The sequence below is a fragment of the Acidovorax sp. GW821-FHT10E03 genome, assembly GCF_059415205.1.
The window spans coordinates 552,921-577,771 of record NZ_JBWKMU010000001.1 but is presented as its reverse complement, the minus strand read 5'-3'; the positions used below and the strand labels follow the sequence as shown (position 1 = coordinate 577,771).

The window sequence follows — 24,851 nt, the reverse complement described above, 5'->3', positions numbered from 1 at the left end:
TTTCGGACAGAAACTACTCCGCCCCGGGCACGGTGGCGGCGGCCACCAGGCGCTGGGTGTACGGGTGCCGGGGTGCGTCCAGCACCTCGTCCACGCTGCCGCTTTCCAGCACGGAGCCATCCTTCATCACCAGCACCTGGTGCGCCATGGCCCGGATCACGTCCACGTCGTGGGTGATGAGCAGGTAGCTCAGGCCCTTTTCTTTCTGCAGGCGCTGCAGCAGGCCCAGCACCTGCTGCTGGATGGTGACGTCGAGCGCGCTGGTGGGCTCGTCGAGCACGAGCACCTGCGGTTGCACGATGAGGGCGCGCGCGATGGCCAGGCGCTGGCGCTGCCCACCGGAGAATTCATGCGGGTAGCGCTCGAGCAGCCGCGGGTACTGGGCCTCGGCCAGGCCCACCTCGGCCAGCGCGGCCTCGACCCGGGCGCGCCGCTGGGCTACGCCCAGCGCGGGCTCATGCACCTTGAGGCCCTCGCCCACGATCTCTTCGACCGTCAGGCGCGGAGAGAGCGACGAGAACGGGTCCTGGAACACCACCTGCACGCGGCGGCGCAGCTGCTGGTTGGCGGGCGTGTTGCGCGTGGCGGGCTGCTGCCACGCCTGCCCGCCGACCTGCAGCTGGCCGGTGCAGGGCAGCAGGCCCAGGATGGCCTGCGCCAGCGTGGATTTGCCCGACCCGGATTCGCCCACCACGCCCAGCGTCTCTCCGGGCGGCAGCGCGAGCGTGGCGGCCTGCACGGCCACGAACTCGCCTTTCTGGAACCATCCCCGCAGGCCGGGGAGCGGCGTGGGGTACACCACGCGCAGGTCCCGCGTCTGGACCACCGGCGGCGTGCCCGCGGGGGAATCGGCGGGTGCCACGTCACGGCGCGGCTGGCTGGCGATCAGGCGGCGGGTGTAGGCATGCTGCGGCGCGCCGAACACCTCGGCCACGGGCCCCTGCTCCACCAGCACGCCCTGCTCCATCACGGCCACGCGGTCCGCGAAGCGGCGCACCAGGTTGAGGTCGTGCGTGATCAGCAGCACCGCCATGCCGTTCTGCCGCTGCAGATCGGACAGCAGGTCCAGGATCTGGCCGCGCAGCGTGACGTCGAGCGCGGTGGTGGGTTCGTCGGCCAGCAGCAGCTGCGGCTCGCTGGCCAGGGCCATGGCGATCATGGCGCGCTGGCGCTGGCCGCCCGAGAGCTGGTGGGGAAAGCTGTTGGCGCGGCGCGCGGGCTCGGGAATGCCGGTCTTGGCCAGCAGCGCAACGGCGGCCTGCGCGCATTGCTCGCCCGTCAGGCCTTTCTTGAGCTGCAGGATCTCGGCGATCTGCGTGCCAATGGTCATCAGCGGGTTGAGCGCGGTCATCGGCTCCTGGAAGACCATGGCGATCTCGCCGCCGCGCACGCCCCGCATCTCGCGCTCCGTGAGCGCCAGCAGATCGCGCTGCCCCCGCAGCATGGCCTGGCCGGTGATGGCGGCATTGCCCGCCAGCCGCAGCAGGCTGAGCGCGGTGATGGTCTTGCCGGAGCCGGACTCGCCCACCAGCGCGAGTTTTTCGCCGGCTGCGATGGTGAAGCTGGCCCCGCGCACCACCTCCTTGGCGCCGAAGCGCACGTGCAGATCCCGCACGTCGAGCAGCGGAGCGGCGGGAGCGCCCCCGGGGGGCAGCGAGGACATGCCGGTGCCAGGCGTGGGGGCGATCATTGATCGGCCTTTCGGGGGTCGAGGGCGTCCCGCAGCGCATCGCCCATGAAGGTCAGCAGAAGCAAGGTGGTGACCAGCACGGCGAAGGTGGACAAGGAAATCCACCACGCGTCGATGCTGTTCTTGCCCTGGCTCAGCAGCTCGCCCAGCGACGGCGTGCCGGGCGGCACGCCCAGGCCCAGGAAGTCGAGCGAAGTGAGCGCGAGGATGGCCGCGCTCATGCGAAACGGCAGGAAGGTCACCACCGGGGTGAGGCTGTTGGGCAGGATGTGGCGCCAGATGATCTGCGCATTGCCCACGCCCAGGGCCCGCGCCGCCTTCACGTAGTCGAGCTGGCGGTTGCGCAGGAACTCGGCGCGCACGTAGTCCGACAGGCCCATCCAGCCAAACAGGGAGAGAAGGATGAGCAGCAGCGAGATGCTCGGGGCGAACACGGCGCTGAAGATGATGAGCAGGTACAGCTCGGGCATGGAGCCCCAGATTTCCATGAAGCGCTGGAACGCCAGATCGGTCTTGCCCCCAAAGAACCCCTGGATCGCCCCCGTGACCACGCCCAGCAGCACGCCCGTCACCGTGAGGGCCAGGCCGAACAGCACGCTCACGCGAAAGCCGTAGAGCAGCTGGGCCAGCAGGTCACGCCCCCGGTCGTCGGTGCCCAGCCAGTTGTCGCCGGTGGGCGCCGACGGGTTGGGCGACTTGGCGAAGTAGTTGAGCGTGTTGGGCCCGTACGGATTGAGGGTGTACAGCGCCCAGTTGCTGCCCTGGCTCAGCCGGTTCTTGATGAAGGGGTCCAGGTAGTCGGTGGGGGTCTCGAAGTCTCCGCCGAACGTGGTCTCGGGGTAGTCCTTGAGCATCGGAAAGTAGGTGTGCCCCTCGTAGCGCACGATGAGCGGCCTGTCGTTGCTGACCAGTTCGGCGCACAGGCTCAGCAGCACCAGGGCACTGAAGATCAACAGGCTCCAGTAGCCCAGGCGGTTGCGCCGAAAGCGCAGCCACGCGCGGCGCGCGGGAGAGAGCGAAGGCGATGGAGAGGCAGGGCTCATCAGGGCTGGCTGTTCGTTTGGTTCAAGCTGGCTGGGCGGGCTGGCGGGCTAGTCAAACTTCACGCGGGGGTCCACCCACACGTAGCACAGGTCGCTGACCAGCTTGGTCACCAGGCCGATCAGCGTGAACAGGTACAGCGTGCCCAGCACCACGGGGTAGTCGCGGCGGATGACGCTGTCGTAGCTGAGCAGGCCCAGCCCGTCGAGGGAGAACAGTGTCTCGATCAGGAGCGAGCCCGTGAAGAACGCACCGACGAACGCGGCCGGAAACCCGGTGATGATGGGGATGAGCGCGTTGCGAAACACGTGCTTCCACAGCACCTGCCGCTCCGACAGGCCCTTGGCGCGGGCCGTGAGGACGTACTGCTTGCGGATCTCTTCCAGGAACGCGTTCTTGGTGAGCATGGCCGTCACCGCGAAGCTGCCCAGCACCATGGCCGTGACGGGCAGCGTGATGTGCCACAGGTAGTCCACGATGCGCGCGCCCCAGGAAAGCTCGTCCCAGTTGGCCGAGGTCAGGCCCCTGAGCGGGAACCACTGCAGCTGCCCGCCAAAGATCACCAGCAGCGCCACGCCCAGCACGAAGCCCGGAATGGCATAGCCCACGAGGATGATCAGCGTGGTCACGAGGTCGAACCGCGAGCCCGCCCGCACCGCCTTGGCCACACCCAGCGGCACGGCCACCAGGTAGCTGATGAAGAAGGTCCACAGGCCCAGGCTGATGGAGACGGGGAGCTTTTCCTTCACCAGATCCCAGACGGCCTTGTTCTGGAAAAAGCTCTGGCCCAGGTCGAAGCGCGCAAACTGCCCCAGCATCTGCAGGAAACGCTCGTGCGCGGGCTTGTCGAAGCCGTACAGCGCCTTGATCTGCGCAAGCCGCTTGGGGTCCACGCCCTGGTCGCCCCGGTAGGCCATGCCGCCCGATTCCACGCCGCTCTTGCCCGCGGCCGTGCGCGCTTCGGCCAGGTACTGCTCCACCGGCCCCCCCGGCACGAACTGGATCACCGCGAAAGTCACGAGCAGCACCCCCAGCAGGGTGGGCAGCATCAGCAGCAGGCGTTTGGCGATGTAGGCGAGCATGGGATGGAAAGGGTGGCTCTCAGGGCTGCGGCGGCTTCGGGGTCATGGCTTGAGGCTCCACCATGAGTACATGAGCCATTCCTCCGCCTTGGCATAGGGCGGCATCGGCTCCTTGTAGGCCAGGCGCTGCTGGTTGTACACCACGCGGTGCGAGGCCAGCGTCCACTGCGGTATGAGGTAGTGGCTGTGCATGATCACGCGGTCCAGCGCGCGGCAGGCGGGCAGCATCTCCGACTGGCTGCGCGCACGGGTCAGCGCCGTCACCAGGGCATCCACCGCAGGGCTCTTCACGCCCGCGTGGTTGCTGGAGCCTTCCACATCGGCCCCCTTGCTGCCGAACAGCTCCTTCATGGCCTGCCCCGGGTTGTAGGTGCCGGGGTAGTTCAGGCTGACCATGTCGTAGTCGAACTTGTCCATGCGCTGCAGGTACAGCGCAAAGTCCACCGACGAGAACCGCAGCGTGATGCCGAGCTTTTCCAGATTGCGCATCCAGGGGGTGACGGTCCGGGCCCCCGCTTCCTTGCTGTCCAGGTATTCGATCTCCATGGGATCGCCCTTGGCGTTGCGCAGGGCGCCGTCGCGGTACGTCCACCCCGCATCGGCCAGCAGCTGGCGGGCGCGGCGCAGGTTATCGCGCAGCGAATGGCCGTCTCCCTCCGTCACGGGCGGCGTGTACATGGGGCCGAACACGGCGTCGGGCACCTTGCCGCGCCAGGGCTCCAGCAGGGCCAGCTCCTCAGGCCCCGGCGTACCCGTGGCTTCGCAGCTGGTGTTTCCGAACAGGTCCTTCACGCGCGGGTAGCCGCCATAGAACATCTGGCGGTTCATCCACTCGTAGTCGATGGCCAGGCCCAGCGCCTCGCGCACGCGGACGTCCTGGAGGATGGGTCGGCGCGTGTTGAGCACGTAGCTCTGGAACCCCGCGGGCAGCCTGTGCGCCATGTCCTTCTTGACCAGCACGCCCTGCTTGAAGAGCTTGCCATCGATGCGGCGGGCCCAGTCGCCCGCCGAATAGATGGTCATGAAGTCGAACTCGCCGGCCTTCATGGCCTCCAGCCGCGCGGTGTTGTCCTTGTAGATCTTGACCGTGATGCGGTCGAAATTGAAGGCGCCGCGGTTGACGTTGAGGTTGCGGCCCCAGTACTGGGGATCGCGCTCGTAGGTGATGTCGCGGCCGAACTTCATCGGCCCGATGCGGTAGGGGCCGCTGCCAATGGGAATGTCGGTCACGATCTCGTCAAAGCGCTTGGCCTTGCCATCGGGCTGGCGCCCCCAGGCGCGGCTGAAGACCGGGATGCCCCCGGCGGTCAACGGCAGTTCGCGGTTGGGCTGCTTGAATCGAAAACGCACGGTGCGCGTGTCCAGCACGTCGACGCCCGCCACCTCCTGCAGCAGCGTGGCGTAGCTGGGCGACGCGTAGGGGCCGATCAGCGTGTCGTAGCTGTACTTGACGTCCGCGGCCTCGACGGGATCGCCGTTGTGAAAGCGCGCCTCGGGGCGCAGGCGGAACGTGGCGCTCAACCGGTCGTCGGCCACCTGCACATCCTCGGCCAGCAGGCCATAGGCAGAGGCCGTCTCGTCCATGGAGCCGGTCAGCAAGGTCTCGAACAACAGGTCGCTCAGGTACGCGGGCACCGAGCCCTTCATGGTGAACGGGTTGTACTTGTCGAACGTGGAATAGCGCAGGTTGCTCACCATGCGCAGCTCGCCGCCCTTGGGGGCCGCGGGGTTCACATAGTCGAAATGCGCAAAACCCGCCGGGTACTTGAGGTCGCCCCACAGCGCGTACCCATGCGCGGCCCACGCCGGGACGGCACACCCCATCAGCAGAAAAGTCAGCCAGAACCGCATGCGACAATTCTGCACTACGCCGAAGGTGCCGCCGCGCAGGCTGTGGAGATTCCCCCGCAGGCCGCCAGGGCGCCACGGCCCACGCCAATTTCCGCATTCCACAGGAGAACAACAATGGGTTTTCTGACCGGCAAGAAGCTGCTCATCACGGGTGTGCTGTCCAACCGTTCCATCGCCTACGGCATCGCCAAGGCCTGCCACGCGCAGGGCGCCGAGCTGGCCTTCAGCTACGTGGGCGACCGCTTCAAGGACCGCATCACCGACTTTGCCGCCGAGTTCGACTCCAAGCTGATCTTTGACTGCGACGTGGGCAGCGACGAGCAGATCGAGCGCATGTTCGCGGACCTGGCCCAGGTGTGGCCCAAGTTCGACGGTTTCGTGCACAGCATCGGCTTCGCCCCCCGCGAGGCGATCGCCGGCAACTTCCTCGAGGGCCTCTCGCGCGAGGGCTTCCGCATCGCCCACGACATCAGCGCCTACAGCTTCCCGGCCATGGCCAAGGCCGCCCTGCCCTACCTGAACGACAAGTCGTCGCTGCTCACCTTGAGCTACCTGGGCGCGCTGCGCACCATTCCCAACTACAACACCATGGGCCTGGCCAAGGCAAGCCTGGAAGCCTCCGTGCGCTACCTGGCCGAAGCCGTGGGCCGCACCGAGGACGGCCGCGCCATCCGCGCCAACGGCATCAGCGCCGGCCCCATCAAGACGCTGGCCGCCAGCGGCATCAAGGACTTCGGCAAGCTGCTCAGCCGCGTGGCCGACGCCTCGCCGCTGCGCCGCAATGTGACGATCGAAGACGTGGGCAATGTGGCGGCGTTCCTGCTGTCCGACCTGGCTTCGGGCATGACCGCCGAAATCACCTACGTGGACGGAGGCTTCAGCCAGACGGCCGGGCTGAGCGCCGACCAGGTCTGACCCGCCACGAAATACGAACCAGAATCCACGCTAGCGCTTGATGGCAAAGCGCAAGCCGCTACACATTCAATAGCACATGCGCCGCAGAAGCTGCCTGGCATGGCTGGCGTGGACCACGGCCCTGCCCGGCGCCCGTGCGGCGGATGCGCCCGCGCTGCTGCTGGCCAATGTGTACCGGCCTGGCATGCCGTTGGCGGACTACTGGGTCAGCGAAAAATACGACGGTGTGCGCGGCTACTGGGACGGCCAGGTCTTGCGCACACGCGGCGGCGAGACGATTGCCGCCCCTGCCTGGTTCACCGCCGGGTGGCCCGATACCCCCATGGACGGCGAACTGTGGGCCGGGCGTGGCCGATTCAGCCAGGCGCAGTCCACCGCGCGGCAGCAGCAGCCCGATGACGCCGCCTGGCGCCAGATGCGGCTCATGGTGTTCGACCTGCCCCGGCACGGCGGCACATTCGATGAACGGCTCGCCGCGCTCAACGCCCTGGTCGCGGGCATCGGCCAGCCCTGGGTGCAGGCCGTGCCGCAACAGCGCGTGGCCAGCGACGCCGCCCTGCAGTCGCTGCTGCAGCGCACGGTGCGTGCGGGGGGCGAAGGCCTGATGCTGCACCGGGGCGCCTCGCTGTACCGGTCAGGACGCAGCGACGATCTGGTCAAGGTCAAGACCCACGAAGACACCGAGGCCCGCGTGGTCGCCCACCTGCCCGGCAAGGGCCGTCATGCCGGGCGCATGGGCGCGCTGCTGGTGGAGATGCCTTCGGGCCAGCGCTTCCGGCTGGGCGCAGGATTCACCGAAGCCGACCGCAGCCATCCACCGCCGGTGGGCAGCTGGGTGACCTACCGCTATCGCGGCACGCACGGGGGCGGGCTGCCCCGGTTTGCCAGCTTCGTGCGGGTACGCGAGGACATGCCCGCGCGCTGAGCAGGCATGTCTTGCGCGCATTTGCTATTAAAAATATAGCAATAAGCGCTTGTCATTCAAGCGCTCCCGCCATCTTTATGCCCTAACCAAGAGTCAGCGCGGGCCTTCAGACAATGCGCCCGTAAGGGCCGTCGTCCCCCACCTGCACCAGGTTCTTGGCGGTGGCCAGCGGCTTGGGGTTCTTGCCGGGGGCCTTGTTCGCATCGGCCACGCAATCGGCGTAGTACCGCACCTGGCCGTTCTCGTCCTCCACCTCCACCAGGCCGTGGATGTCGGTCTCGAAGCCCGGGCACAGCTTGGCGAATTCGCGGGCGAACTTGAGGTAGTCCACGATCTTCTTGTTGAACACCTCGCCGGGGATCAAGAGCGGAATGCCCGGCGGGTACGGCGTGACCAGGCCCACGGTGATGCGGCCTTCCAGGTGGTCGATCTCCACCCGCTCGGTCTGGCGGTGCGCGATGTGCGCGTACGCGTCCGAGGGCTTCATGGCGGGCGTGAGGTCCGACAGGTACATCTCGGTCGTCAGGCGCGCGATGTCGTACTTGGCATACATCTCGTGCACGTGCTGGCACAGGTCCTTGAGGCCCATGCGCTCGTAGCGCTTGTGCTGCTGGCAGAACTCGGGAAGGATGCGCCACATGGGCTGGTTCTTCTCGTAGTCGTCCTTGAACTGCTGCAGCGCCGTGAGCAGCGTGTTCCAGCGGCCCTTGGTGATGCCGATGGTGAACATGATGAAGAAGCTGTACAGGCCGGTCTTCTCCACCACCACGCCGTGCTCGGCAAGGTACTTGGTCACGATGGACGCGGGAATCCCGGTCTTGTCGAACTTGCCGTCCAGGTTCAGGCCCGGCGTGACGATGGTGGACTTGATCGGGTCCAGCATGTTGAAGCCGTCGGCCAGCTGGCCGAAACCGTGCCACTTGCTGCCGTTCTTCTTGCCCTTGCCATCGCTGCGGATGATCCAGTCCTCGGCCCGGCCCAGCCCTTCGTCCACGAGCTTGTCCGGTCCCCAGACCTTGAACCACCAGTCGTTCTTGCCGAAGTCATCTTCCACCTGGCGCATGGCGCGGCGGAAGTCCAGCGCTTCGAGCAGGCTTTCTTCCACCAGGGCCGTGCCGCCGGGCGGCTCCATCATGGCGGCGGCCACGTCGCAGCTGGCGATGATGCTGTACTGCGGGCTGGTGCTGGTGTGCATCAGGTAGGCCTCATTGAAGAGGTGCCTGTCGAGTTTCGTGGTCTGCGAATCCTGCACCAGCACATGGCTGGCCTGGCTGATGCCCGCCAGCAGCTTGTGGATGGACTGCGTGGCGTAGGTCACCGAATACTTGGGGCGCGTGCGCTTCTTGCCCATGGCATGGTAGCTGCCATAGAACGGGTGGAAGGCCGCGTGCGGCAGCCAGGCCTCGTCGAAGTGCAGGTTGTCCACATAGCCGTCGAGCATGCCCTTGATGGTCTCGGTGTTGTACAGCACGCCGTCGTAGGTGGACTGGGTGAGCGTGAGCACGCGCGGCTTGACCTTCTTGGCATCCACGCCCTTGAGCAGCGGATTGGACTTGATCTTGGCCTCGATGGCCTTGGGCTCGAACTCGCTTTGCGGGATGGGCCCGATGATGCCGAAGTGGTTGCGCGTGGGCTTCATGAACACGGGGATGGCCCCGGTCATGATGATGCTGTGCAGGATGGACTTGTGGCAATTGCGGTCCACCACCACCACGTCGCCCGGGGCCACCGTGTGGTGCCACACCATCTTGTTGGACGTGCTGGTGCCGTTGGTCACGAAGAAGCAGTGGTCGGCATTGAAGATGCGCGCGGCATTGCGCTCGCTCTCGCCGATGGCGCCGTTGTGGTCCAGCAGCTGGCCGAGTTCTTCCACCGCGTTGCAGACATCGGCGCGCAGCATGTTCTCGCCGTAGAACTGGTGGTACATCTGGCCCACGGGGCTTTTCAGGAACGCCACGCCGCCCGAATGGCCGGGGCAGTGCCAGCTGTACGAGCCGTCTTCGGCGTAGTCCAGCAGCGCCTTGAAGAACGGCGGCTGCACGCTCTCCAGGTAGCTCTTGGCTTCGCGGATGATATGGCGCGCCACGAACTCGGGCGTGTCCTCGAACATGTGGATGAAGCCGTGCAGCTCGCGCAGGATGTCGTTGGGCAGGTGGCGGCTGGTCTTGGTCTCGCCGTGCACGTAGATCGGCACCTCGGTGTTCTTGCGCCGCACCTCGCCGATGAAGTTGCGCAGGCTCAGCACGATGGGGTCCAGCCCCTCGCCCACGGTGAATTCTTCATCGTCGATGGACAGGATGAAGGCGCTGGCACGGCTTTGCTGCTGCGCGAACTGCGACAGATCGCCGTAGCTGGTGACCCCCACAACCTCGAAACCCTCGGACTCGATGGCCTGCGCCAGCGCGCGGATACCGAGGCCCGAAGTGTTCTCGGAACGATAGTCTTCATCGATGATGATGATGGGAAAGCGAAACTTCATGCGCAGCCTCCGTGCAACCGTGCCCTGCCCGGCCAAAAAACGAAATAGGCGCGAAGTGTAAGGAATAACGTTGACGCGCCTTTGAACTGCCATGCTTTTGACCCAGAATGTGGTGCACTAAACACAAACAACGAGGAGTCGGCTATGGAGGAATCCACCATCTGGTGGCTGGCCGCGGGCGCTGTGGTCGTCGCGGAATTGCTCACGGGCACTTTCTACCTGCTCATGGTGGCGGTGGGCCTGGTGGCAGCCGCCCTGGCCGCGCACCTGGGCCTGCCGGTCACGGTGCAGATCGTGGCCGCCGCCATCGTGGGCGGTGGGGCGGTGGTGGGCTGGTACTACCTCAAGAAAAAACGTCCCGGAGACCCGTCCGCCCGCGCCGACCGCAGCGTGAACATGGACGTTGGCGAGACCATCCTCATCGAAGGCTGGAACCCGGACGGAACCACCACGGTGAAATACCGCGGCGCCACCTGGACAGCCATTCACCGCCCGGGCGTCACGCCCTCCACGGGCATGCACCGCGTGGCCGAACTGGTGGGCAACCGCCTGCTGGTCGATCCGCTGTAGGTAGCGGCCGCCAACGCTTCACTCCCAGAAAAGAAAAGAGAGGTCCTTCATGGAAATTGCCATCGTCATTCTCGTCATTGCCGTGATCTTCATCGCGCGCTCGGTCAAGGTCGTCCCCCAGCAGAACGCCTGGGTCAAGGAACGCCTGGGCAAATATGCCGGCACCCTCACACCGGGACTGAACTTCCTGGTGCCCTTTGTCGACAAGGTCGCCTACAAGCACAGCCTGAAGGAAATCCCGCTCGACGTTCCCAGCCAGATCTGCATCACGCGCGACAACACCCAGCTGCAGGTGGACGGCATCCTCTACTTCCAGGTCACCGACCCCATGCGGGCAAGCTATGGCTCCAGCAACTACATCATGGCGGTGACGCAGCTGGCGCAGACCTCGCTGCGATCGGTCATCGGCAAGCTGGAACTGGACAAGACCTTTGAAGAGCGCGACATCATCAACGCCCAGGTCGTGCAAGCCATCGACGAAGCCGCGTTGAACTGGGGCGTGAAGGTGCTGCGCTACGAAATCAAGGACCTGACCCCCCCGAAGGAAATCCTGCATGCCATGCAGGCCCAGATCACGGCCGAGCGTGAAAAGCGCGCCCTCATCGCCGCCTCCGAAGGCCGCCGCCAGGAGCAGATCAACATCGCCACCGGCGAGCGCGAGGCCTTCATCGCGCGATCCGAGGGCGAAAAGCAGGCCGTCATCAACAAGGCCCAGGGCGAGGCCGAATCCATCAAGGCCGTGGCCGAAGCCAATGCCCAGGCCATCGAACGCGTGGCATCGGCCATCCGCCAGCCGGGTGGCGAGCAAGCCGTCCAGCTCAAGGTCGCGGAAAAGGCGGTGGAGGCATACAGCCAGGTGGCTGCGGACTCGAACACCACGCTCATCGTGCCCAGCAACATGACCGAGGTGTCGGCACTGATTGGCTCAGCAATGAAGATGGTGCAAACCACGGGCACGCCACGCAACTGAGACCTCGCGACAGGCCGATGCCGTCGGCCTTGACCGCATCCAATGGGTGAACGGCACACGCTGCAGGGCACAGGCCACCAGCGTCCGGCGCCAGTCTTTACTTGCGATTCCGTGCATGGAGGTTCGTCCAGACCGCCAGCCGTTGCCCTGACCCTTGCACCGAGCCGGCAGCGTCGAAAATGCATCACGGTGCAGCCCACATGGTGTCGGCTAGGATGAGCGGCCATTTCGCCTTCCCACCGAGACACCTTCACGTACAAGAACCCATGGGCGCCACCCTCATCGTCGGCATGCTATGCGTGCATCTGCTGTGCTTTGGCGCCATGTTCCTGCTGATCAGCACGCGCCTGCACGGCAAGAAGATGGGCATGGAAGTGTTCGCCATCGGAAACTTCCTGCTGGGTTCAGCCTACGTGCTGCAACTGGCGGGCGGCCCCCCGGGATGGAACGCGATGAGCGTGGTCAACCACACGCTCACCCTGTGTGCACCAGCCGTCTACGGAGTCGGTGCCATGCGGTTCTTTGGCCGCCCGGCTCCGCTCTGGCGCCCTCTCATCACACTGGCACTGGCCTACACCGCGGCGCAGGTGGTGGCGCAGTGGACGCTGGGAACAGCGGCCCGTTATGCCATGCTGGCGGGCGCGTCTGCCCTGCTCTTTGCGGCCATGACGGCCACCGTGATCCATGGCGCACGCACGTTTGCCAGGGATCTGCGCGTGGAGATGGTGCTGTTCGCCGCCCTGATCGGCGGCATATTCGCCCTGAATGCGGTGAAGTTCGTGACCGTTCTCCAGAACGGACTGGAGGCACTGGACATGGACAGCCGTTTCCAGACCGTGTTCTATCTGTACATGTCCTTTCTGGCGACCGTGCTGGCACCGTCCATTGTCTGGCTGGTGTTGCGCCGGCTCACCGATGAACTGCGCGCCATGGCGGCCCACGACCCACTGACACGGCTGCTGAACCGGCGCGGCCTGCTCGAAGGGTTGCAGGCGCATTTCCGCTCACGCACTGCAGGTCCTGCGCACCTGCTGATCGTGGACATCGATCATTTCAAACACATCAACGACAGCTACGGCCATCAGGTCGGCGATACCGTTCTGTGCCATGTGGCCGATGTGCTGAGAGAGACTGCCCGCCAGGGAGACCTCGCTTGCCGCCTGGGTGGAGAAGAGTTCGTTGTCATCTGCCTGAACACCGATGCAGAGGGCGCCATGCGCCTGGCGGAACGCACGCGCGCCGCCATCGAAAACACCGAAGTGATGACCGCCGCTGCACCAGGCGGCCCCATCCGCTGCACAGTGACCATCGGCATCTCGCCAGGTTTCGCCGACCCACAGGAACTTGAACGAGCCATGCAGCAAGCCGATGCAGCGCTGTACCGTGGCAAGAATGCTGGACGCAACCGCATCGAGAGGAACGATGATGCCGTACAAGCAAGCCCCTCCATGAAAACAGAACCACTCGCAGCGTCGCCAGCCCACTAAGAGCCACCAGTAAAATCAAGTCGACCACAGAAAACACCCAAAATCACTGCTACAATAGAGGGCTCTCGGAGAGGTGGATGAGCGGTTTAAGTCGCACGCCTGGAAAGCGTGTGTGGGCTAATCCCCACCGCGGGTTCGAATCCCGCCCTCTCCGCCAGTAAGCTAAAAAATCAAGGACCTGGACAGATTGATCAATCCGTCCCATGAAGTCCCGCACATCCAAAGCCCCTTCTTCACAGATGGGGCTTTTTTTTGCCCTGACGGGTTCAACGCCACCCCGTTGAGGCATAGTGCCCCTCGCTCCTGGAGGCCGAACAGGCTCCACGGGGCTGTCCGTTGCCCTGCATCAACGATGATCCCGCTGATCTCGCCAGTGTTGGAGGCGCCATTGTGCAGGCCCGGCATGCCAGATGCGAGAAGAGCGCAAGGGGTTATGGTGTTGGCATTGAAACGCCTCATGACAGTCTTTTCCGGCCTCGTCCTCACGGGAGCGCATGCCATGGCTCAATCCTTCCAGCCCGTCACGCACCTGGCTTGTCCCGGCGGCGATTTCATCGTCGACGCCCGGCCCTGGGGCGAGAACGAGGCCGGCGGCTCGCGCGCAGAGCTGCGCTACCGCTACCGGGGTGTCGTGCTGGCCGCCATCCACTACGAGGCCTACTACAAGAACCTCGATCCCTGGCTGCGCCAGGCAAGCCCGCGCATCTACAACCTGGGCCTGAACCTGGATACGAGCGGCACCAGCAAGCGCAGCGGCCACGACCGCGGCGACACCCTGTACCTGCCGCCCTCGGCGTTTACGCAGCAGGAGGTGGAGTCCCTGTCAGATTGCCTAGCCCAGCGCCATGCTGCCGCCTTGCGGCGCGACTTCGAGCGCGCGCAGATCACCAGCAGCGCATTCCTGAACCTGATGAAGACGCGCACCGGCACCGGCCGCAACGGCGTGGCGCGCCTGGTGCATGCCGATGCACCGCTTACCGCCATCTACGGCAGCGGCTGGCTGCTGATCCTGGTGGAGCGCGACGGCCGGGTGCTGCTGCACACCAACATGACGGCCAACAACGCGGCCGAATCGGCGGTGTGGGGCCAGGCCGCCTCTGGCGCGGACGGCCGGCAGGTGCTGCGCGCGCAGCGCCAGGTGCGCTTCCAGGGCCAGGAGCGAGATGCTGGCAGCTATCTGCCCGAACCCGAAATGAACACCGGGCGGCGGCTGAAAGACGACTATGTGGTGGAGTGGCAGTAAGGCCGGGCCTGGCGGATCCTGATTGCCAGCGAGGAAATTCCACGTGCAAATCCATGAACGAGCCAGCGAGGGGAGAACGAACGCATGAACGCAGGTAAACCGCTTTTTGCCGGTTTCGACCTTGTCGGGTTCTGGGTAGACAGTGACTACGCGCGCAGGGAGTACATCGAGCCCGCGCCCTCGCCGGAAACCATTGTGGCGGTCGAGGCTGAACTGGGCTACAAACTCCCGGCCAGCTACATCGCACTGATGCAGACGCAGAACGGCGGCATTCCCGCTCACGGCCGTTTCCCCACCGACCAGCCCACCTCCTGGGCCGAGGACCATGTGGCTATCAGCGCCTTCAAGGGCATCGGATTCGGCAAGCAGTGGAGCCTGTGCGGCAGCCTCGGCAGCCGTTTCAAGATCGAGGAATGGGACTACCCGGACATCGGCGTGTACTTCGGCGACTGCCCCTCGGCCGGCCACGACATGATCGCGCTGGACTATCGCGCCTGTGGCCCTTCTGGCGAACCCTGCGTGGTGCACATCAACCAGGAGGCGGACTACCGCATCACCCCGCTCGCGGCGGATTTCGAAACCTTCGTGCGGGGTCTCGTGCATGCATCCGAGTACGAAGACGATCCTGAGGACGTGAAGCACGATGCCCTTGCACATGTGCGCAGCGCGCCTTTCAACACGCGGCTGCAGAAACTCTGCGATCAGTGGCCCGATCCGGAGATGCCCGCAAATATTCGCCGCCTGGCCGAGACCATCGTGGAAGACGGGGGCTATTTCACGCTGCATGCGGACGCGAATTCGCACCTGATGTACGCCACCCAGTTCCTGCTGCTGAGCCACAGCCGGCCGGTGCGGTCGAAGGAAGGCTTTATGCAGTCCTACCCAGGAGTCATCGCGATGGTGGGCAGCGCACACTTCGGCACCGGCGCCTGGGCACCCGGGTTCGTGGAAGACTGGTTCCAGGCGCGCGCCATGGCAGGTGATTTGCTGCAAGCCGACAACCAATGGCGTTTGAGCCCGGATTTCAGCGCCAGGGTGCTGCAGAGCCTGCGCAACGGGAACGAGGGAGGAGCATGACCCCTACACACACTGTCGATCGCGTGGCGCAAGCCCTGGAATGCGGGTATGACGAGATGTGCACCCTCGTCACCCACTTCACCACCAGCGACCAGCTCGACCGCTTCAGTCGCAGCTACAACGCGAACGACGGTTTCGAGCCTCTGTGTTGCGTGGTGGGTCATCCTGAATGCAGCGCAGGCACGGCCCTCTTCATCTACTGGCAGTTCCATGAATTGCTGGGCGACCCGCAGGCCCGCGCCCCCCTGGACGGTGAGCCCGCGCGCTGGAACGCGAACGCACTGCTCTGTGCTATTGAACGACGCTATCCCGACGGCTTTCGACTGCAAGGCATCGCATGCGACCCAATAGCAGACTGCGCCCGGGCGTTTGGCCCGGCCTACGTGGAAAGCATCCGCGCACAGCATGAGGGGTCGCCGCTCATGCAGCCGCCGCCAGCGCCCTCCGATGCAAAAGAGAGTCCCCGATGAAGCCTTCCTTGCGAACAGTACCTGCCTTTGCGTTGCTTGCCACCCTGGGCATGCTCCCTTGCGCCCAAGCCGGCCAACCCACCACGATCCCCGTCGCCGCCTGTGGTCTCGAGTTTGATCTACCCGTGGGCTACAAGACTACCCGCCCCAAGCGGATGGAACTCGCTCCCCACGGGCGCTTGTGCGCAATCAATATCGTCAAGGCCCGGCCCGATCCTGTGCAGCAGGGCGAATGCAAGGACAAGGAAGACGGCGGCCAGCCGCCCTACAACGTGTGCGATTGGGTGATCAACATCGGTACCCCGGGACCGAGTGTGCAGGTGGTGCGCATATGGCCTGGTGGCAGTCCGCTCCTGGATGCATTCATGCGCGAGGAAGACGGCCGATGGATGGTGTCGAATGCCCAGGCCGGCGCACAGCCTGCTGAAGCCACCACCTTCTGCGGCAAACCCGCATGGAAGGGCGAAACCACCGTGCGCATGGGCTGGTCGCGTCAGCGGGTCAAAAATTACACGGGCATCTATGCGGGCTCGGGCGGCGCCGATGTCACGCTGGTGCAGTTCGCACCCGACCTCTTCGTCCAATTGCAAAACCCACCCATTGATGAGAAAGGCGAGTTCTCGGTGTTCTGCGCCAGCCTCAAGTTGGGCACCCGCGCACAGGACCTTCCGTAGCCTCTTCTTTCTGCTCCACCTCGCCAGCATCCAGCGCTTCGGACGCAGACGCACTGCCCTTCCGCGACACCCCACGCACCATGGCAAACGACAATCCCATCGTATGGTTCCGTCCCGGCTCGCGCATCGGGCATGTGGAGTGCATGACACCGGCCTTCACCGGCCTCCAAAAACCTTCTCTGGCCCCTCCTCATGGGAGAGGGCAAAACGCCATGTTCGGACATTCCAGCCAGTTGGGCGCGCAAGACCGGGCCATCGATTTGGGCCTTCACGCCCTGCTGGCGCTGGCTTGCGCGCTTGCATCAGCTCTCGCTGCGGCGGCGGACAAGGTACCGGAGGTACCCCAGCGCGAGTGCGCCCGCATTCTCGCCGTGGCGGCATCCCTCTACCCTGGCCAGGCCGGCAAACTGCGCTGTACGCTCCATGAGCGATCGGCGCACTACACCGTGGTCGGTGTGCACAGCCTCTCACCCGCACCGCAGGGGTACGCCGGCACCTGGACGGGCAGCAGCCTGATAGGGTATTTCGGGCTGCACCGCCCTAGCGGCCACGTACAGGAATGGGACATGGGCGAAAACCGGCCGCGTGCCCGCAACAAGCAGCAACTCAGAGCCCAACCGGGCCCTCTTCACGGGGCGCCAGAACGCCGTTGAGGCCGGGCGCGGTGACATCGGGGTTTCACACCCGCCTGGCCGCGGGCGAATCTGCGCTGCCGTAGCGCACCCCGCCACCCCCAAAGCCGGTGCGCGGGTCGTACCCCACCCAAACCTCGCCCCAGGCATGGTGCCCTGGAGCCCAGCCCCGCGCGCCCAGCCAGTCGCGCAACGCCTTGGCGCGCCGGTGCTCCTTGCGTTCGGACCAATCGCTCCAATCCCTGCCATAGCGGCTGTCGTCATCGTGGAAGAGCCAGCATTCGGACAAGGAACCTTGGAAGAACGCCAGCTCGATGCCCACCATGAAACCGCCGTCACTCCAGGCCTTGAGACGATGCCAGGTCCAGTCCGAACCCTGCACCGCCCGGGGTACGCGCGGCACCACGATCAGTGCCGCATGACGGTCCACCAGGACTGCCTCTTGCAGCCCGCACGCGATGTGCAGGCCCTCCGGGTGATGCAATGCAAAGGCAACCGTCATGGCGTTCGCAGAGCGCAAGAAGTAGATCGGTACATTATTCTGCATGACGACATGCAGCCTGGCTGCACGCTGACCATGACCTGCTACCACCTCAAGTCCATCGCCAGGAGTCCGGCACCCGCAATCACCGGACCCATGCAAGGGCAGCATGAGCATTCCGGTCTGCTCGCGCTGTCACAGACACAGGCCGCGCTGGCGGCAGCACAAAGGCCCCGCACGCCGTCCAGGAGGCAGCCATGACATCCATCTTGCCGGACGCGGCACGCCAGTTCATCGAAGCCGCCATCGTCGCGGGCGACATGGCCTTGCCTTTCCACTACCCCCAGCCCGGGCAATGGGAGGGTTGGCAAAGCGGCTTTCGCCACCACGGCATCACCGGCGAAAGCCTGGTCGGCACCGCACCGGGCGAATGGCAGCCGGGCTGGTACGTGGTCGCTCTCAATGGGTTCGGCGATCCGTTCTTCATCGATCTCAACCAGGAGGCGAAAGGCTTTCCCGTCTACTATGCGCCGCATGGAGCGGGGCGGTGGGAGGCGGAGCAGGCCGCACCCAGTCTGCAGCAATTGGGTGACATGCTGGCGGTGCTGCGCGGGCTGGAAGACGACGCCACGGCTGCACAGCACGTGGTCGAAGCCGAGGCCAGCCTGGGAACCCGGCTCTGGCGGGAGGTGCTCGAGAACCGCCAGAACCGCGCGGACACGGCAAAGGAACCTGCGTTCCCGCCCGATACCACGGCCTGGCAGCACGGCACCCTGGTCATCTGCGGCATCGGTCCGCAGAAAATGAAGGTCGTGCAATTCCTCAAGCAGACGTTTGGCTTGTCGCCACAAGAAGCGCTGGCCCTGGCGATGCAACCCGAAATTGCCGTTGCGGAGGGCTATCTTGTGCACCTGCGCCGCTCCCAAGACCACTTGCAGGCGCTGGGAGCCACGGTGGAATTTCGACCCCATGGACCCCGTGCCTGAAGGCCTTCCCGCAAGACGCGTTCTTTCGCATCCAAGAGCTCATCGACTTCGTCAGAACGGGGCAGGAGCGCGGCGGCAAGGGCGCGGCAAGCCAACGGCCCTGCGTCCTGTCTCAATGCACCCAGCATGAGACGCGGCGGGCACCCCTTCGCTACCCAGCACTATCCCTAGGGCGCCCACGGATGGGAAGGGATATAACAGCGAACATAAAGTTACAAACGAGCGGTAAGTCACTAGAGGGCATCATGAATCTTGACCTGCTGGACAGAGACACCTTGCGTGTCGTCCTGGCAGTCGCCGAGTTGACGCTCGCTCCTATTGTTGCCTTGATCTGGAAAGGCAACAAGGACGTCAAAGGCGTCAACTGGTGGATTGCTGGGTCGGTATCCACAATGATCGGCTTCTCGATCCCGATATTCGTGGAACTGAAGGCGCCTGCGGCACGCTTCATCAATGACTTCTTCGGCATCATGGCGCTGGCCTTCATGCTCCATGGCACCTTGCATTTTCGCGGCAAAACGAAACTGGCCAGGATCACCTTCCTGGCAATGCCGTGGTTTGCCGTGGTGATGATCGTCACCATGGCAGCTGTCTACGGCAAGGATGCCGCCAGGTACCTCATTCTTGACGCTGTGGTCGTGGCCTTTACCCTGGGCATGGCCTACCACATCGCTCACTGGAACTGGCCGGTGCGCTTCTCCGCACAGAATCTCTCCGCGCTGTATCTCACATCGCTCTCCATCGCATTCTGCTTGCGCTGGAGTTTCATTTTCTTCGCGGAAGACCGCGCGGCGGTCATCCAGAGTCCGTATCACGCGTATCTATACCTGGTCCTGATCTCGTTCACGATTGCCTGGAACTGCTGCATCATTCTCGTGTGCGAGGAAAGCGCCCACAAGAAAGTGGACAGCATCGCCAATACCGATCCACTGACAAGCCTGCCCAATCGCAGGTCCTTTGACGTCATCCTGAATGAGTCCATCGAGCGTGCGAAACGCGAGACCCACAGGTTCGCATTGGCCTTGATTGATCTCGATGAGTTCAAGCAGATCAATGATCGCCATGGACACTCCGTGGGAGACCAGGTGCTGGTGGAATTCGCGCAGCGCTTGAAGAAGCACGCGAGGAACACGGATTTTGTGGCCAGGCTTGGAGGCGATGAATTCGTGATGATCATTCGCGATGCTGAGAATGCAAAGAACCTGCATTTCATCGTCGACAGGCTGAAGCCGCACCTCAACGGCTTCGCCCTGCTGGGCCACAGCCAGCCCATCGAAATCAAGGTCAGTATCGGAGGCGCCGTCTGGCCCCAGGACGGTGAGAGCTCCAGGGACATCCTGCGCAATGCCGACATGAGGATGTACGAGGACAAGAAGCTGCGCAAGGCCCCCGCCTGCTAGTAGCCAGGCACCCGGCCCAGGAATCGCTCCATGTCAGCCTCGCTGGCGAGCGACACGCAGCCTGTCCCTCCATCCGTACGCAGCTGCGCGACCAAGAGACTAAGAGTCACGTCCGATGATGTTGAAGAACGCCCGGATGAGACGCGTGTCCCTGCGCTCGGCCAGGCACACGACGTGTGCATAGGTCCTGATTTGCGCATCGCTGATTCGCACCGCGTGCAAACCTGAACCGGGCACGTACTCCACCTCCGAGACCGCCGCGACGCCCAGTCCTTGGAGCACGGCCTCCCGGATGATCTCCCGGCTGGCAACCTCCATGACGACTGTCGGCTGCACATCCGCAGCCTTGAGCGCCAGTTCTATGGCCTTGCGCGTGGTGGACCCTTGCTCGCGCAATATCAATTTTTCGCCTTGCAGCTCTGCGGTGCGGATGCTGCGGCGGCGGGCGAACCGATGGTCTGCATTGCAGAAAATCACGATGGGGTGTTCGCTGTACGGAACCGACACGAAACGCTTGTCTTTGAGCACCTGCGCCAGAACACCGACGTCCGCCCGGTAGTCCAGCAGCCGGCTCAACACATCTTCCGAGTTGCCGGTTCCTACCGAAATCTGGATCTCCGGGTATCTCTGGTTAAACGCCGCCAGCATCTTCGTCACGTGTGAAGGGCCCACGGCCGCAACACGCAAATGCCCCGAACGCAGTTCGCCTGCGTCTCGAAGAATTTGCACGGCTTCTTGCTCAAGGTCGAACATCTGGCGCGAAAGCTGGAGCAATCGCTCTCCGATTTCTGTCGGGCGAATGCGGCGCCCCGTTCGGTGAAAAAGTTCAACTTTGTACAGCTCCTCGAGTTGCTGAACCTGCGTGGTCACGGTGGGCTGACTCACGTGCAAGGCCTGCGCTGCGCGGGTAAAGCTCCCTTCGGTCGCCACCGCATGAAAAGACCTCAATTGCGTCAACCGCATGACAGTCGCCTCCGTGTTATCCCGGGCCAACTATAGATTAAATGAATGGATCGGTAAAAAAACTTGAATTTGCAAGATAGTCCCGCACCACCGACAGTTGCCCCATGCACTGTGCTTGGTAGGCAGTGCAAAAAGAGGTTCAAACCCACCAGACAGGAGACATCGATGAAACTCACGCGCCGATCTCTGTTGGCCAGCGCATCCGTGCTGCTAACCCCGCCGCTTGCCGGCCTCAACCCTGCCAGGGCTGCCAACGTCCTCACGGTAGGCCTGATCCCTTCCGAGGATTCGCGGGCCATGATCGCCAACAGCCAGGCCATGATGGACATGCTGTCCAAGTCGCTGGGCATGCCGGTCAAGCCCTTCGTGGCGGCGGACTACAACGGCGTGATCGAGGCCCTGCGTTCCAAGCGGCTGGATGTTGCCTACCTCGGCCCCTTCTCGTACGTGATGGGCACCACCGTGGCGCCCATCGAGGCCTTTGCCGTGGCCGAGACCAAGAAGGCCGGCCGGGCCTTCTACCACTCCCTCATCGTGGCCCACAAGGACAGCGGCATCAAGACCGTGGCCGACCTCAAGGGCAAGACCTTCGCCTTCGTGGACCCGACGTCCACCTCGGGCCACCTGTTCCCCAAGGCCGGGCTGATGAAGGAAGGCTTCAACACCGACAAGGATTTCGGCCGCGTGATCTTCTCCGGCTCGCACGACTCGAATGCCGTGGCGGTGCAGAACAAGAAGATCGAGGCCGTGGCGATTGCCGACCGCATCCTCGATGCCGCCATCGCCAAGGGCCTGGCCAAGCGCGAGGACCTGGTGGTGGTGTGGAAGTCGGACCCGATCCCCGAGTCGCCCACCGTCTGGCGCAAGGACCTGGATGCGGACCTCAAGAGGCGCGTGCAGGCCGCCTTCCTGGACGTGAAGGACATCCCCTGGTCGGACCAGGGCATGCTCAACGGCTTTCATCCCACGAACGACAAGGCCTACGACATCATCCGCGAGACGGCCAAGATCCTGAACCTCGACCTGAGGGCCATGAAATGATCAGGATCCGTGGTCTGAACAAGCGCTACGGCGACTTCGACGCGCTCACGGGCATCGACCTCGACGTGGCACCGGGCGAGTTCCTGGTCGTGCTGGGCCCTTCGGGTGCCGGCAAATCGACGCTGCTGCGCTGCATCAACCGCCTGGCCGAGCCCACGAGCGGCGAGATCCACATCGACGGGCAACTGGCCCAGTCCGGCGGCGCAAGCTTGCGCGGCCTGCGCCGCCAGGTGGCGATGATCTTCCAGCACTACAACGTGGTGCCCCGCCTGTCGGTGCAGAAGAACGTGCTGACGGGCCGCATGGGGGCGGTGCCTGCGGTGCTGTCGTGGCTGCAGATCTTTCCGCGCAAGGACGTGGCGATTGCGCTCGAATGCCTGCGCCGCGTGGAACTGCAGGACAAGGCCGGGCTGCGCACCGACACGCTCTCGGGCGGGCAAAAGCAGCGTGTGGGCATTGCGCGTGCGCTGGCCCAGCAGCCCAAGGTGATCCTGGCCGATGAGCCGGTCGCCAGCCTGGACCCCAAGACCTCGCGCACGGTGCTCAACTATCTCAAGCAGGCCAGCCGCGAACTGGGCATCACCGTGGTCTGCAACCTGCACCAGATCGACTATGCACGCGAGTTCGGCGAACGCATCGTGGGCGTGTCGGGCGGGCGCATCGTCTATGACGGCGGGCCCGAGGGCCTGACGGACGAGGTGCTCAAGCGCATCTACCCCGGACTGGACGAAAACGACGCCCGCAGCCGCAGCGCCCCTGCCGTGGCAGCCGCAGCAGCGCCCGCGCTGCGCCAGTTGAAACTTGAGGAGGCAAGCACATGAACATCGGTTCCTACACTTTTCTGGTGGCCCGGCCCAGCGGCGGGCTGGGGTGGTGGCCGCGCATCGGCATCGGTGCGCTGTTCGTCGGCGTGCTGTGGTGGGCCGCGCGCGGCGCGCAGGTCAGTTTTGGCGAACTGGCCAAGGGCCTGCCGTGGATCGGCGATTTCCTGGGGCGCATGCTGCCGCCCAACTGGGCGTTTCTGGACAAGCTGATAGTCCCGGCGATCGAGACCATCCAGATCGCCGTGTGGGGCACGCTGCTCGCCGTGCTCCTGGCGATCCCCGTGTGCTTCTTCGCCGCGCGCAACCTCACGCCCAACATGGTGGTCTACCAGTTCACCCGCCAGCTGTTCAACGTGACGCGCGGAGTCAACGAGATCATCCTGGCGCTGGTGTTCGTGGCCGCCGTGGGGCTGGGGCCGTTTCCGGGCGTGCTGGCCCTGGCGGTGCATGGTGCGGGCATGCTGGGCAAGTTCTTCGCCGAGTCGATCGAGGAGATAGACCAGGGGCCCATCGAGGCACTGCGCTCCACGGGGGCCGGGCCCATACAGACCATCATCTTTGCCGTGCTGCCCCAGGTGGTGACCGCATGGATCGCCGTGGTCCTCTACCGCTTCGAGACCAACCTGCGCCAGGCCACCGTGCTGGGCATGGTGGGCGCGGGCGGCATCGGATTCGAACTGGTGGGCAGCATGAAGCTGTTCCAGTACCAGGACACCGCCACCTGCATCGCCGTGATCATCGCCATGGTGATGGTGGCCGACACCATCTCGACCCGGCTGCGTGCCTGGATTCAAAAAGGAGCCCGTTGATGAATACCGTTGTTGACACCGTGCAGGCCAACGGCCGGCAGTATGCCCGACCCCAAGCCCCGGTGGTGGTGGTCTGCGTGGATGGCTGCGAGCCCGACTACGTGACGCAGGCCATACAGGCTGGCGCGGCGCCGTACCTCAAGCGCATGCTGGCGCGGGGCAGTTCGCTGATCGGGGACTGCGTGGTCCCCAGCTTCACCAACCCGAACAATGTGTCCATCGTGACCGGCGTGCCGCCTTCGGTGCACGGCATCTGCGGCAACTACTTCTACGACGTGGCCGCCGACCGCGAGGTCATGATGAACGACCCCGAGTACCTGCGTGCCCCGACGCTCCTGGCCGCCTTTGCCGATGCCGGTGCGCTGGTGGCGGCCGTGACGGCCAAGGACAAGCTGCGCACCATGCTCGGCCACGGCCTCAAGGGCATCTGCTTTTCAGCCGAGAAGGCCGACAAGGCCACGCTGGCCGAGTGCGGCATCGAGAATGTGCTGGAGCTGGTGGGCAAGCCCGTGCCCTCGGTGTACAGCGCTGACCTCAGCGAGTTCGTCTTTGCGGCCGGCGTGCGCCTGATGGAGACCCGCCGGCCGGACCTGATGTACCTGTCGACCACCGACTACGTGCAGCACAAGTGCGCCCCGGGCACGCCGGAGGCCAACGCCTTTTACGCGATGATGGACGGCTACCTCGCCCAGCTCGATGCGCTGGGCGCGGTCATCGGCCTCACCGCCGACCATGGCATGAGCCCCAAGACCGACGCCGCGGGCAACCCGCGCGTGGTCTACCTGCAGCAGGAGCTGGATGCACAGCTCGGCGCGGGCAGCACGCGGGTGATCCTGCCCATCACCGATCCCTATGTGGTGCACCACGGCGCCCTGGGCTCGTTCGCGACCATCTACGTGAATGCCGGGGCCACGCTGGAGGGCGTGCGCAGCGCGCTGCAGTCCCTGCCGGGCGTGGAGGTGGTGCTGACGCGCGAGGAGGCGGTGGCCCGCTTCGAGCTGGCGGGCGACCGCATAGGCGACCTGGTGGTGGTGTCGGACCACCTCACGGTGCTGGGCACCAGTGCGGCGCGGCACGACCTGAGCGGGCTGACCGTGCCCCTGCGCTCGCACGGCGGCATCTCGGAGCAGAAGGTGCCGCTGCTGTTCAACCGGCCCCTGAAGGGCGTCGCCCCCGGCCGGCGGTTGCGCAATTTCGACGTGTTCGACCTCGCGTTGAACCACGCTCTTCCCCCCGCCTAA

The 24,851-nt window shown here is 64.8% G+C and carries 23 protein-coding genes and 1 tRNA gene; 17 read left to right on the top strand and 7 right to left on the bottom strand.

Going from position 1 to position 24,851, the window contains the following annotated elements; translation table 11 throughout:
* Window positions 1–13: 13 nt before the first annotated feature.
* From AC07OD_RS02720 to AC07OD_RS02705, 4 genes are read right to left on the bottom strand one after another with little or no spacing between them, the layout of a single operon-like run.
* Window positions 14–1,690 carry an ABC transporter ATP-binding protein gene (locus tag AC07OD_RS02720; RefSeq protein WP_494594969.1) on the bottom strand — a complete coding sequence of 559 codons (1,677 nt, stop codon included), beginning with the start codon at window positions 1,688–1,690 and terminating at the stop codon, window positions 14–16.
* Window positions 1,687–2,733, bottom strand: coding sequence for an ABC transporter permease (locus tag AC07OD_RS02715; protein ID WP_218294303.1), 1,047 nt, complete (start codon window positions 2,731–2,733; stop codon window positions 1,687–1,689). Before AC07OD_RS02715 ends, AC07OD_RS02720 begins: the two co-directional genes overlap by 4 nt.
* A gap of 48 nt (window positions 2,734–2,781) precedes the next feature.
* A complete protein-coding gene (locus tag AC07OD_RS02710) occupies window positions 2,782–3,813 on the bottom strand; it encodes a microcin C ABC transporter permease YejB (RefSeq protein WP_218294302.1) in 1,032 nt (343 codons plus the stop codon).
* A 42-nt stretch (window positions 3,814–3,855) separates the two neighbouring features.
* A complete protein-coding gene (locus AC07OD_RS02705; protein ID WP_218294301.1) occupies window positions 3,856–5,664 on the bottom strand; it encodes an extracellular solute-binding protein in 1,809 nt (602 codons plus the stop codon).
* A 114-nt stretch (window positions 5,665–5,778) separates the two neighbouring features.
* Between AC07OD_RS02705 and fabI the strand changes: the two genes are divergently transcribed.
* Together fabI and AC07OD_RS02695 are read left to right on the top strand one after the other, a co-directional pair.
* Window positions 5,779–6,579, top strand: a complete 801-nt coding sequence (fabI, locus tag AC07OD_RS02700) for an enoyl-ACP reductase FabI (RefSeq protein WP_218294300.1) — start codon at window positions 5,779–5,781, stop codon at window positions 6,577–6,579.
* Between the two features lie 76 nt (window positions 6,580–6,655).
* Complete coding sequence (locus AC07OD_RS02695; RefSeq protein WP_494594965.1) at window positions 6,656–7,504, top strand: DNA ligase; 849 nt, start codon at window positions 6,656–6,658, stop codon at window positions 7,502–7,504.
* 106 nt (window positions 7,505–7,610) lie between these two features.
* On the opposite strand, the gene AC07OD_RS02690 is transcribed toward AC07OD_RS02695, so the two are convergent.
* The gene (locus AC07OD_RS02690) at window positions 7,611–9,983 is read right to left on the bottom strand and encodes an arginine/lysine/ornithine decarboxylase (RefSeq protein ID WP_218294298.1); all 2,373 of its coding nucleotides are present in this window, start codon (window positions 9,981–9,983) and stop codon (window positions 7,611–7,613) included.
* Between the two features lie 144 nt (window positions 9,984–10,127).
* On the opposite strand from AC07OD_RS02690, the gene AC07OD_RS02685 reads away from it, so the two are divergent.
* From AC07OD_RS02685 to AC07OD_RS02645, 9 genes are all read left to right on the top strand, one after another.
* Window positions 10,128–10,553 (top strand): NfeD family protein, encoded by a 426-nt coding sequence (locus AC07OD_RS02685; protein WP_218294297.1) that lies wholly within the window; start codon window positions 10,128–10,130, stop codon window positions 10,551–10,553.
* A 49-nt stretch (window positions 10,554–10,602) separates the two neighbouring features.
* Window positions 10,603–11,523 carry an SPFH domain-containing protein gene (locus AC07OD_RS02680; RefSeq protein ID WP_218294296.1) on the top strand — a complete coding sequence of 307 codons (921 nt, stop codon included), beginning with the start codon at window positions 10,603–10,605 and terminating at the stop codon, window positions 11,521–11,523.
* 266 nt (window positions 11,524–11,789) lie between these two features.
* On the top strand, window positions 11,790–13,010 hold the full coding sequence (locus AC07OD_RS02675) for a GGDEF domain-containing protein (protein ID WP_494594963.1): 1,221 nt from the start codon (window positions 11,790–11,792) through the stop codon (window positions 13,008–13,010).
* Between the two features lie 67 nt (window positions 13,011–13,077).
* Window positions 13,078–13,167 (top strand) — tRNA-Ser (locus AC07OD_RS02670).
* Window positions 13,168–13,467: 300 nt separating this feature from the next.
* Complete coding sequence (locus tag AC07OD_RS02665; protein WP_494594961.1) at window positions 13,468–14,253, top strand: hypothetical protein; 786 nt, start codon at window positions 13,468–13,470, stop codon at window positions 14,251–14,253.
* Window positions 14,254–14,337: 84 nt separating this feature from the next.
* The gene (locus AC07OD_RS02660; RefSeq protein ID WP_494594960.1) at window positions 14,338–15,330 is read left to right on the top strand and encodes an SMI1/KNR4 family protein; all 993 of its coding nucleotides are present in this window, start codon (window positions 14,338–14,340) and stop codon (window positions 15,328–15,330) included.
* A complete protein-coding gene (locus tag AC07OD_RS02655; protein WP_494594958.1) occupies window positions 15,327–15,800 on the top strand; it encodes a hypothetical protein in 474 nt (157 codons plus the stop codon). The genes AC07OD_RS02660 and AC07OD_RS02655 overlap by 4 nt, the downstream gene beginning before the upstream one ends.
* On the top strand, window positions 15,797–16,474 hold the full coding sequence (locus tag AC07OD_RS02650; RefSeq protein WP_492806444.1) for a hypothetical protein: 678 nt from the start codon (window positions 15,797–15,799) through the stop codon (window positions 16,472–16,474). Before AC07OD_RS02655 ends, AC07OD_RS02650 begins: the two co-directional genes overlap by 4 nt.
* Window positions 16,475–16,554: 80 nt before the next feature.
* Window positions 16,555–17,127, top strand: coding sequence for a hypothetical protein (locus AC07OD_RS02645; RefSeq protein ID WP_494594956.1), 573 nt, complete (start codon window positions 16,555–16,557; stop codon window positions 17,125–17,127).
* Between the two features lie 25 nt (window positions 17,128–17,152).
* On the opposite strand, the gene AC07OD_RS02640 is transcribed toward AC07OD_RS02645, so the two are convergent.
* On the bottom strand, window positions 17,153–17,608 hold the full coding sequence (locus AC07OD_RS02640; protein ID WP_494594954.1) for a hypothetical protein: 456 nt from the start codon (window positions 17,606–17,608) through the stop codon (window positions 17,153–17,155).
* Between the two features lie 236 nt (window positions 17,609–17,844).
* Between AC07OD_RS02640 and AC07OD_RS02635 the strand changes: the two genes are divergently transcribed.
* Complete coding sequence (locus AC07OD_RS02635) at window positions 17,845–18,573, top strand: SMI1/KNR4 family protein (RefSeq protein ID WP_218294288.1); 729 nt, start codon at window positions 17,845–17,847, stop codon at window positions 18,571–18,573.
* A gap of 245 nt (window positions 18,574–18,818) precedes the next feature.
* Window positions 18,819–19,973 (top strand): GGDEF domain-containing protein, encoded by a 1,155-nt coding sequence (locus AC07OD_RS02630; RefSeq protein WP_218294287.1) that lies wholly within the window; start codon window positions 18,819–18,821, stop codon window positions 19,971–19,973.
* A gap of 99 nt (window positions 19,974–20,072) precedes the next feature.
* Here AC07OD_RS02630 and AC07OD_RS02625 read toward each other — a convergent pair whose 3' ends face one another.
* The gene (locus tag AC07OD_RS02625) at window positions 20,073–20,936 is read right to left on the bottom strand and encodes a LysR substrate-binding domain-containing protein (RefSeq protein WP_218294286.1); all 864 of its coding nucleotides are present in this window, start codon (window positions 20,934–20,936) and stop codon (window positions 20,073–20,075) included.
* 165 nt (window positions 20,937–21,101) lie between these two features.
* Here AC07OD_RS02625 and phnD point away from each other — a divergent pair, with 165 nt between their 5' ends.
* Genes phnD through phnA form a run of 4 tightly spaced genes read left to right on the top strand, consistent with a single transcriptional unit; the run spans window position 21,102 to window position 24,851 of the window.
* Entirely contained in the window at window positions 21,102–21,977 is an 876-nt protein-coding gene (gene phnD / locus AC07OD_RS02620; protein WP_218294285.1) for a phosphonate ABC transporter substrate-binding protein, read from the top strand.
* Entirely contained in the window at window positions 21,974–22,798 is an 825-nt protein-coding gene (gene phnC, locus AC07OD_RS02615; RefSeq protein WP_218294284.1) for a phosphonate ABC transporter ATP-binding protein, read from the top strand. Before phnD ends, phnC begins: the two co-directional genes overlap by 4 nt.
* Window positions 22,795–23,610, top strand: a complete 816-nt coding sequence (phnE, locus tag AC07OD_RS02610; RefSeq protein WP_218294283.1) for a phosphonate ABC transporter, permease protein PhnE — start codon at window positions 22,795–22,797, stop codon at window positions 23,608–23,610. The genes phnC and phnE overlap by 4 nt, the downstream gene beginning before the upstream one ends.
* Complete coding sequence (gene phnA / locus AC07OD_RS02605) at window positions 23,610–24,851, top strand: phosphonoacetate hydrolase (RefSeq protein WP_494594950.1); 1,242 nt, start codon at window positions 23,610–23,612, stop codon at window positions 24,849–24,851. Before phnE ends, phnA begins: the two co-directional genes overlap by 1 nt.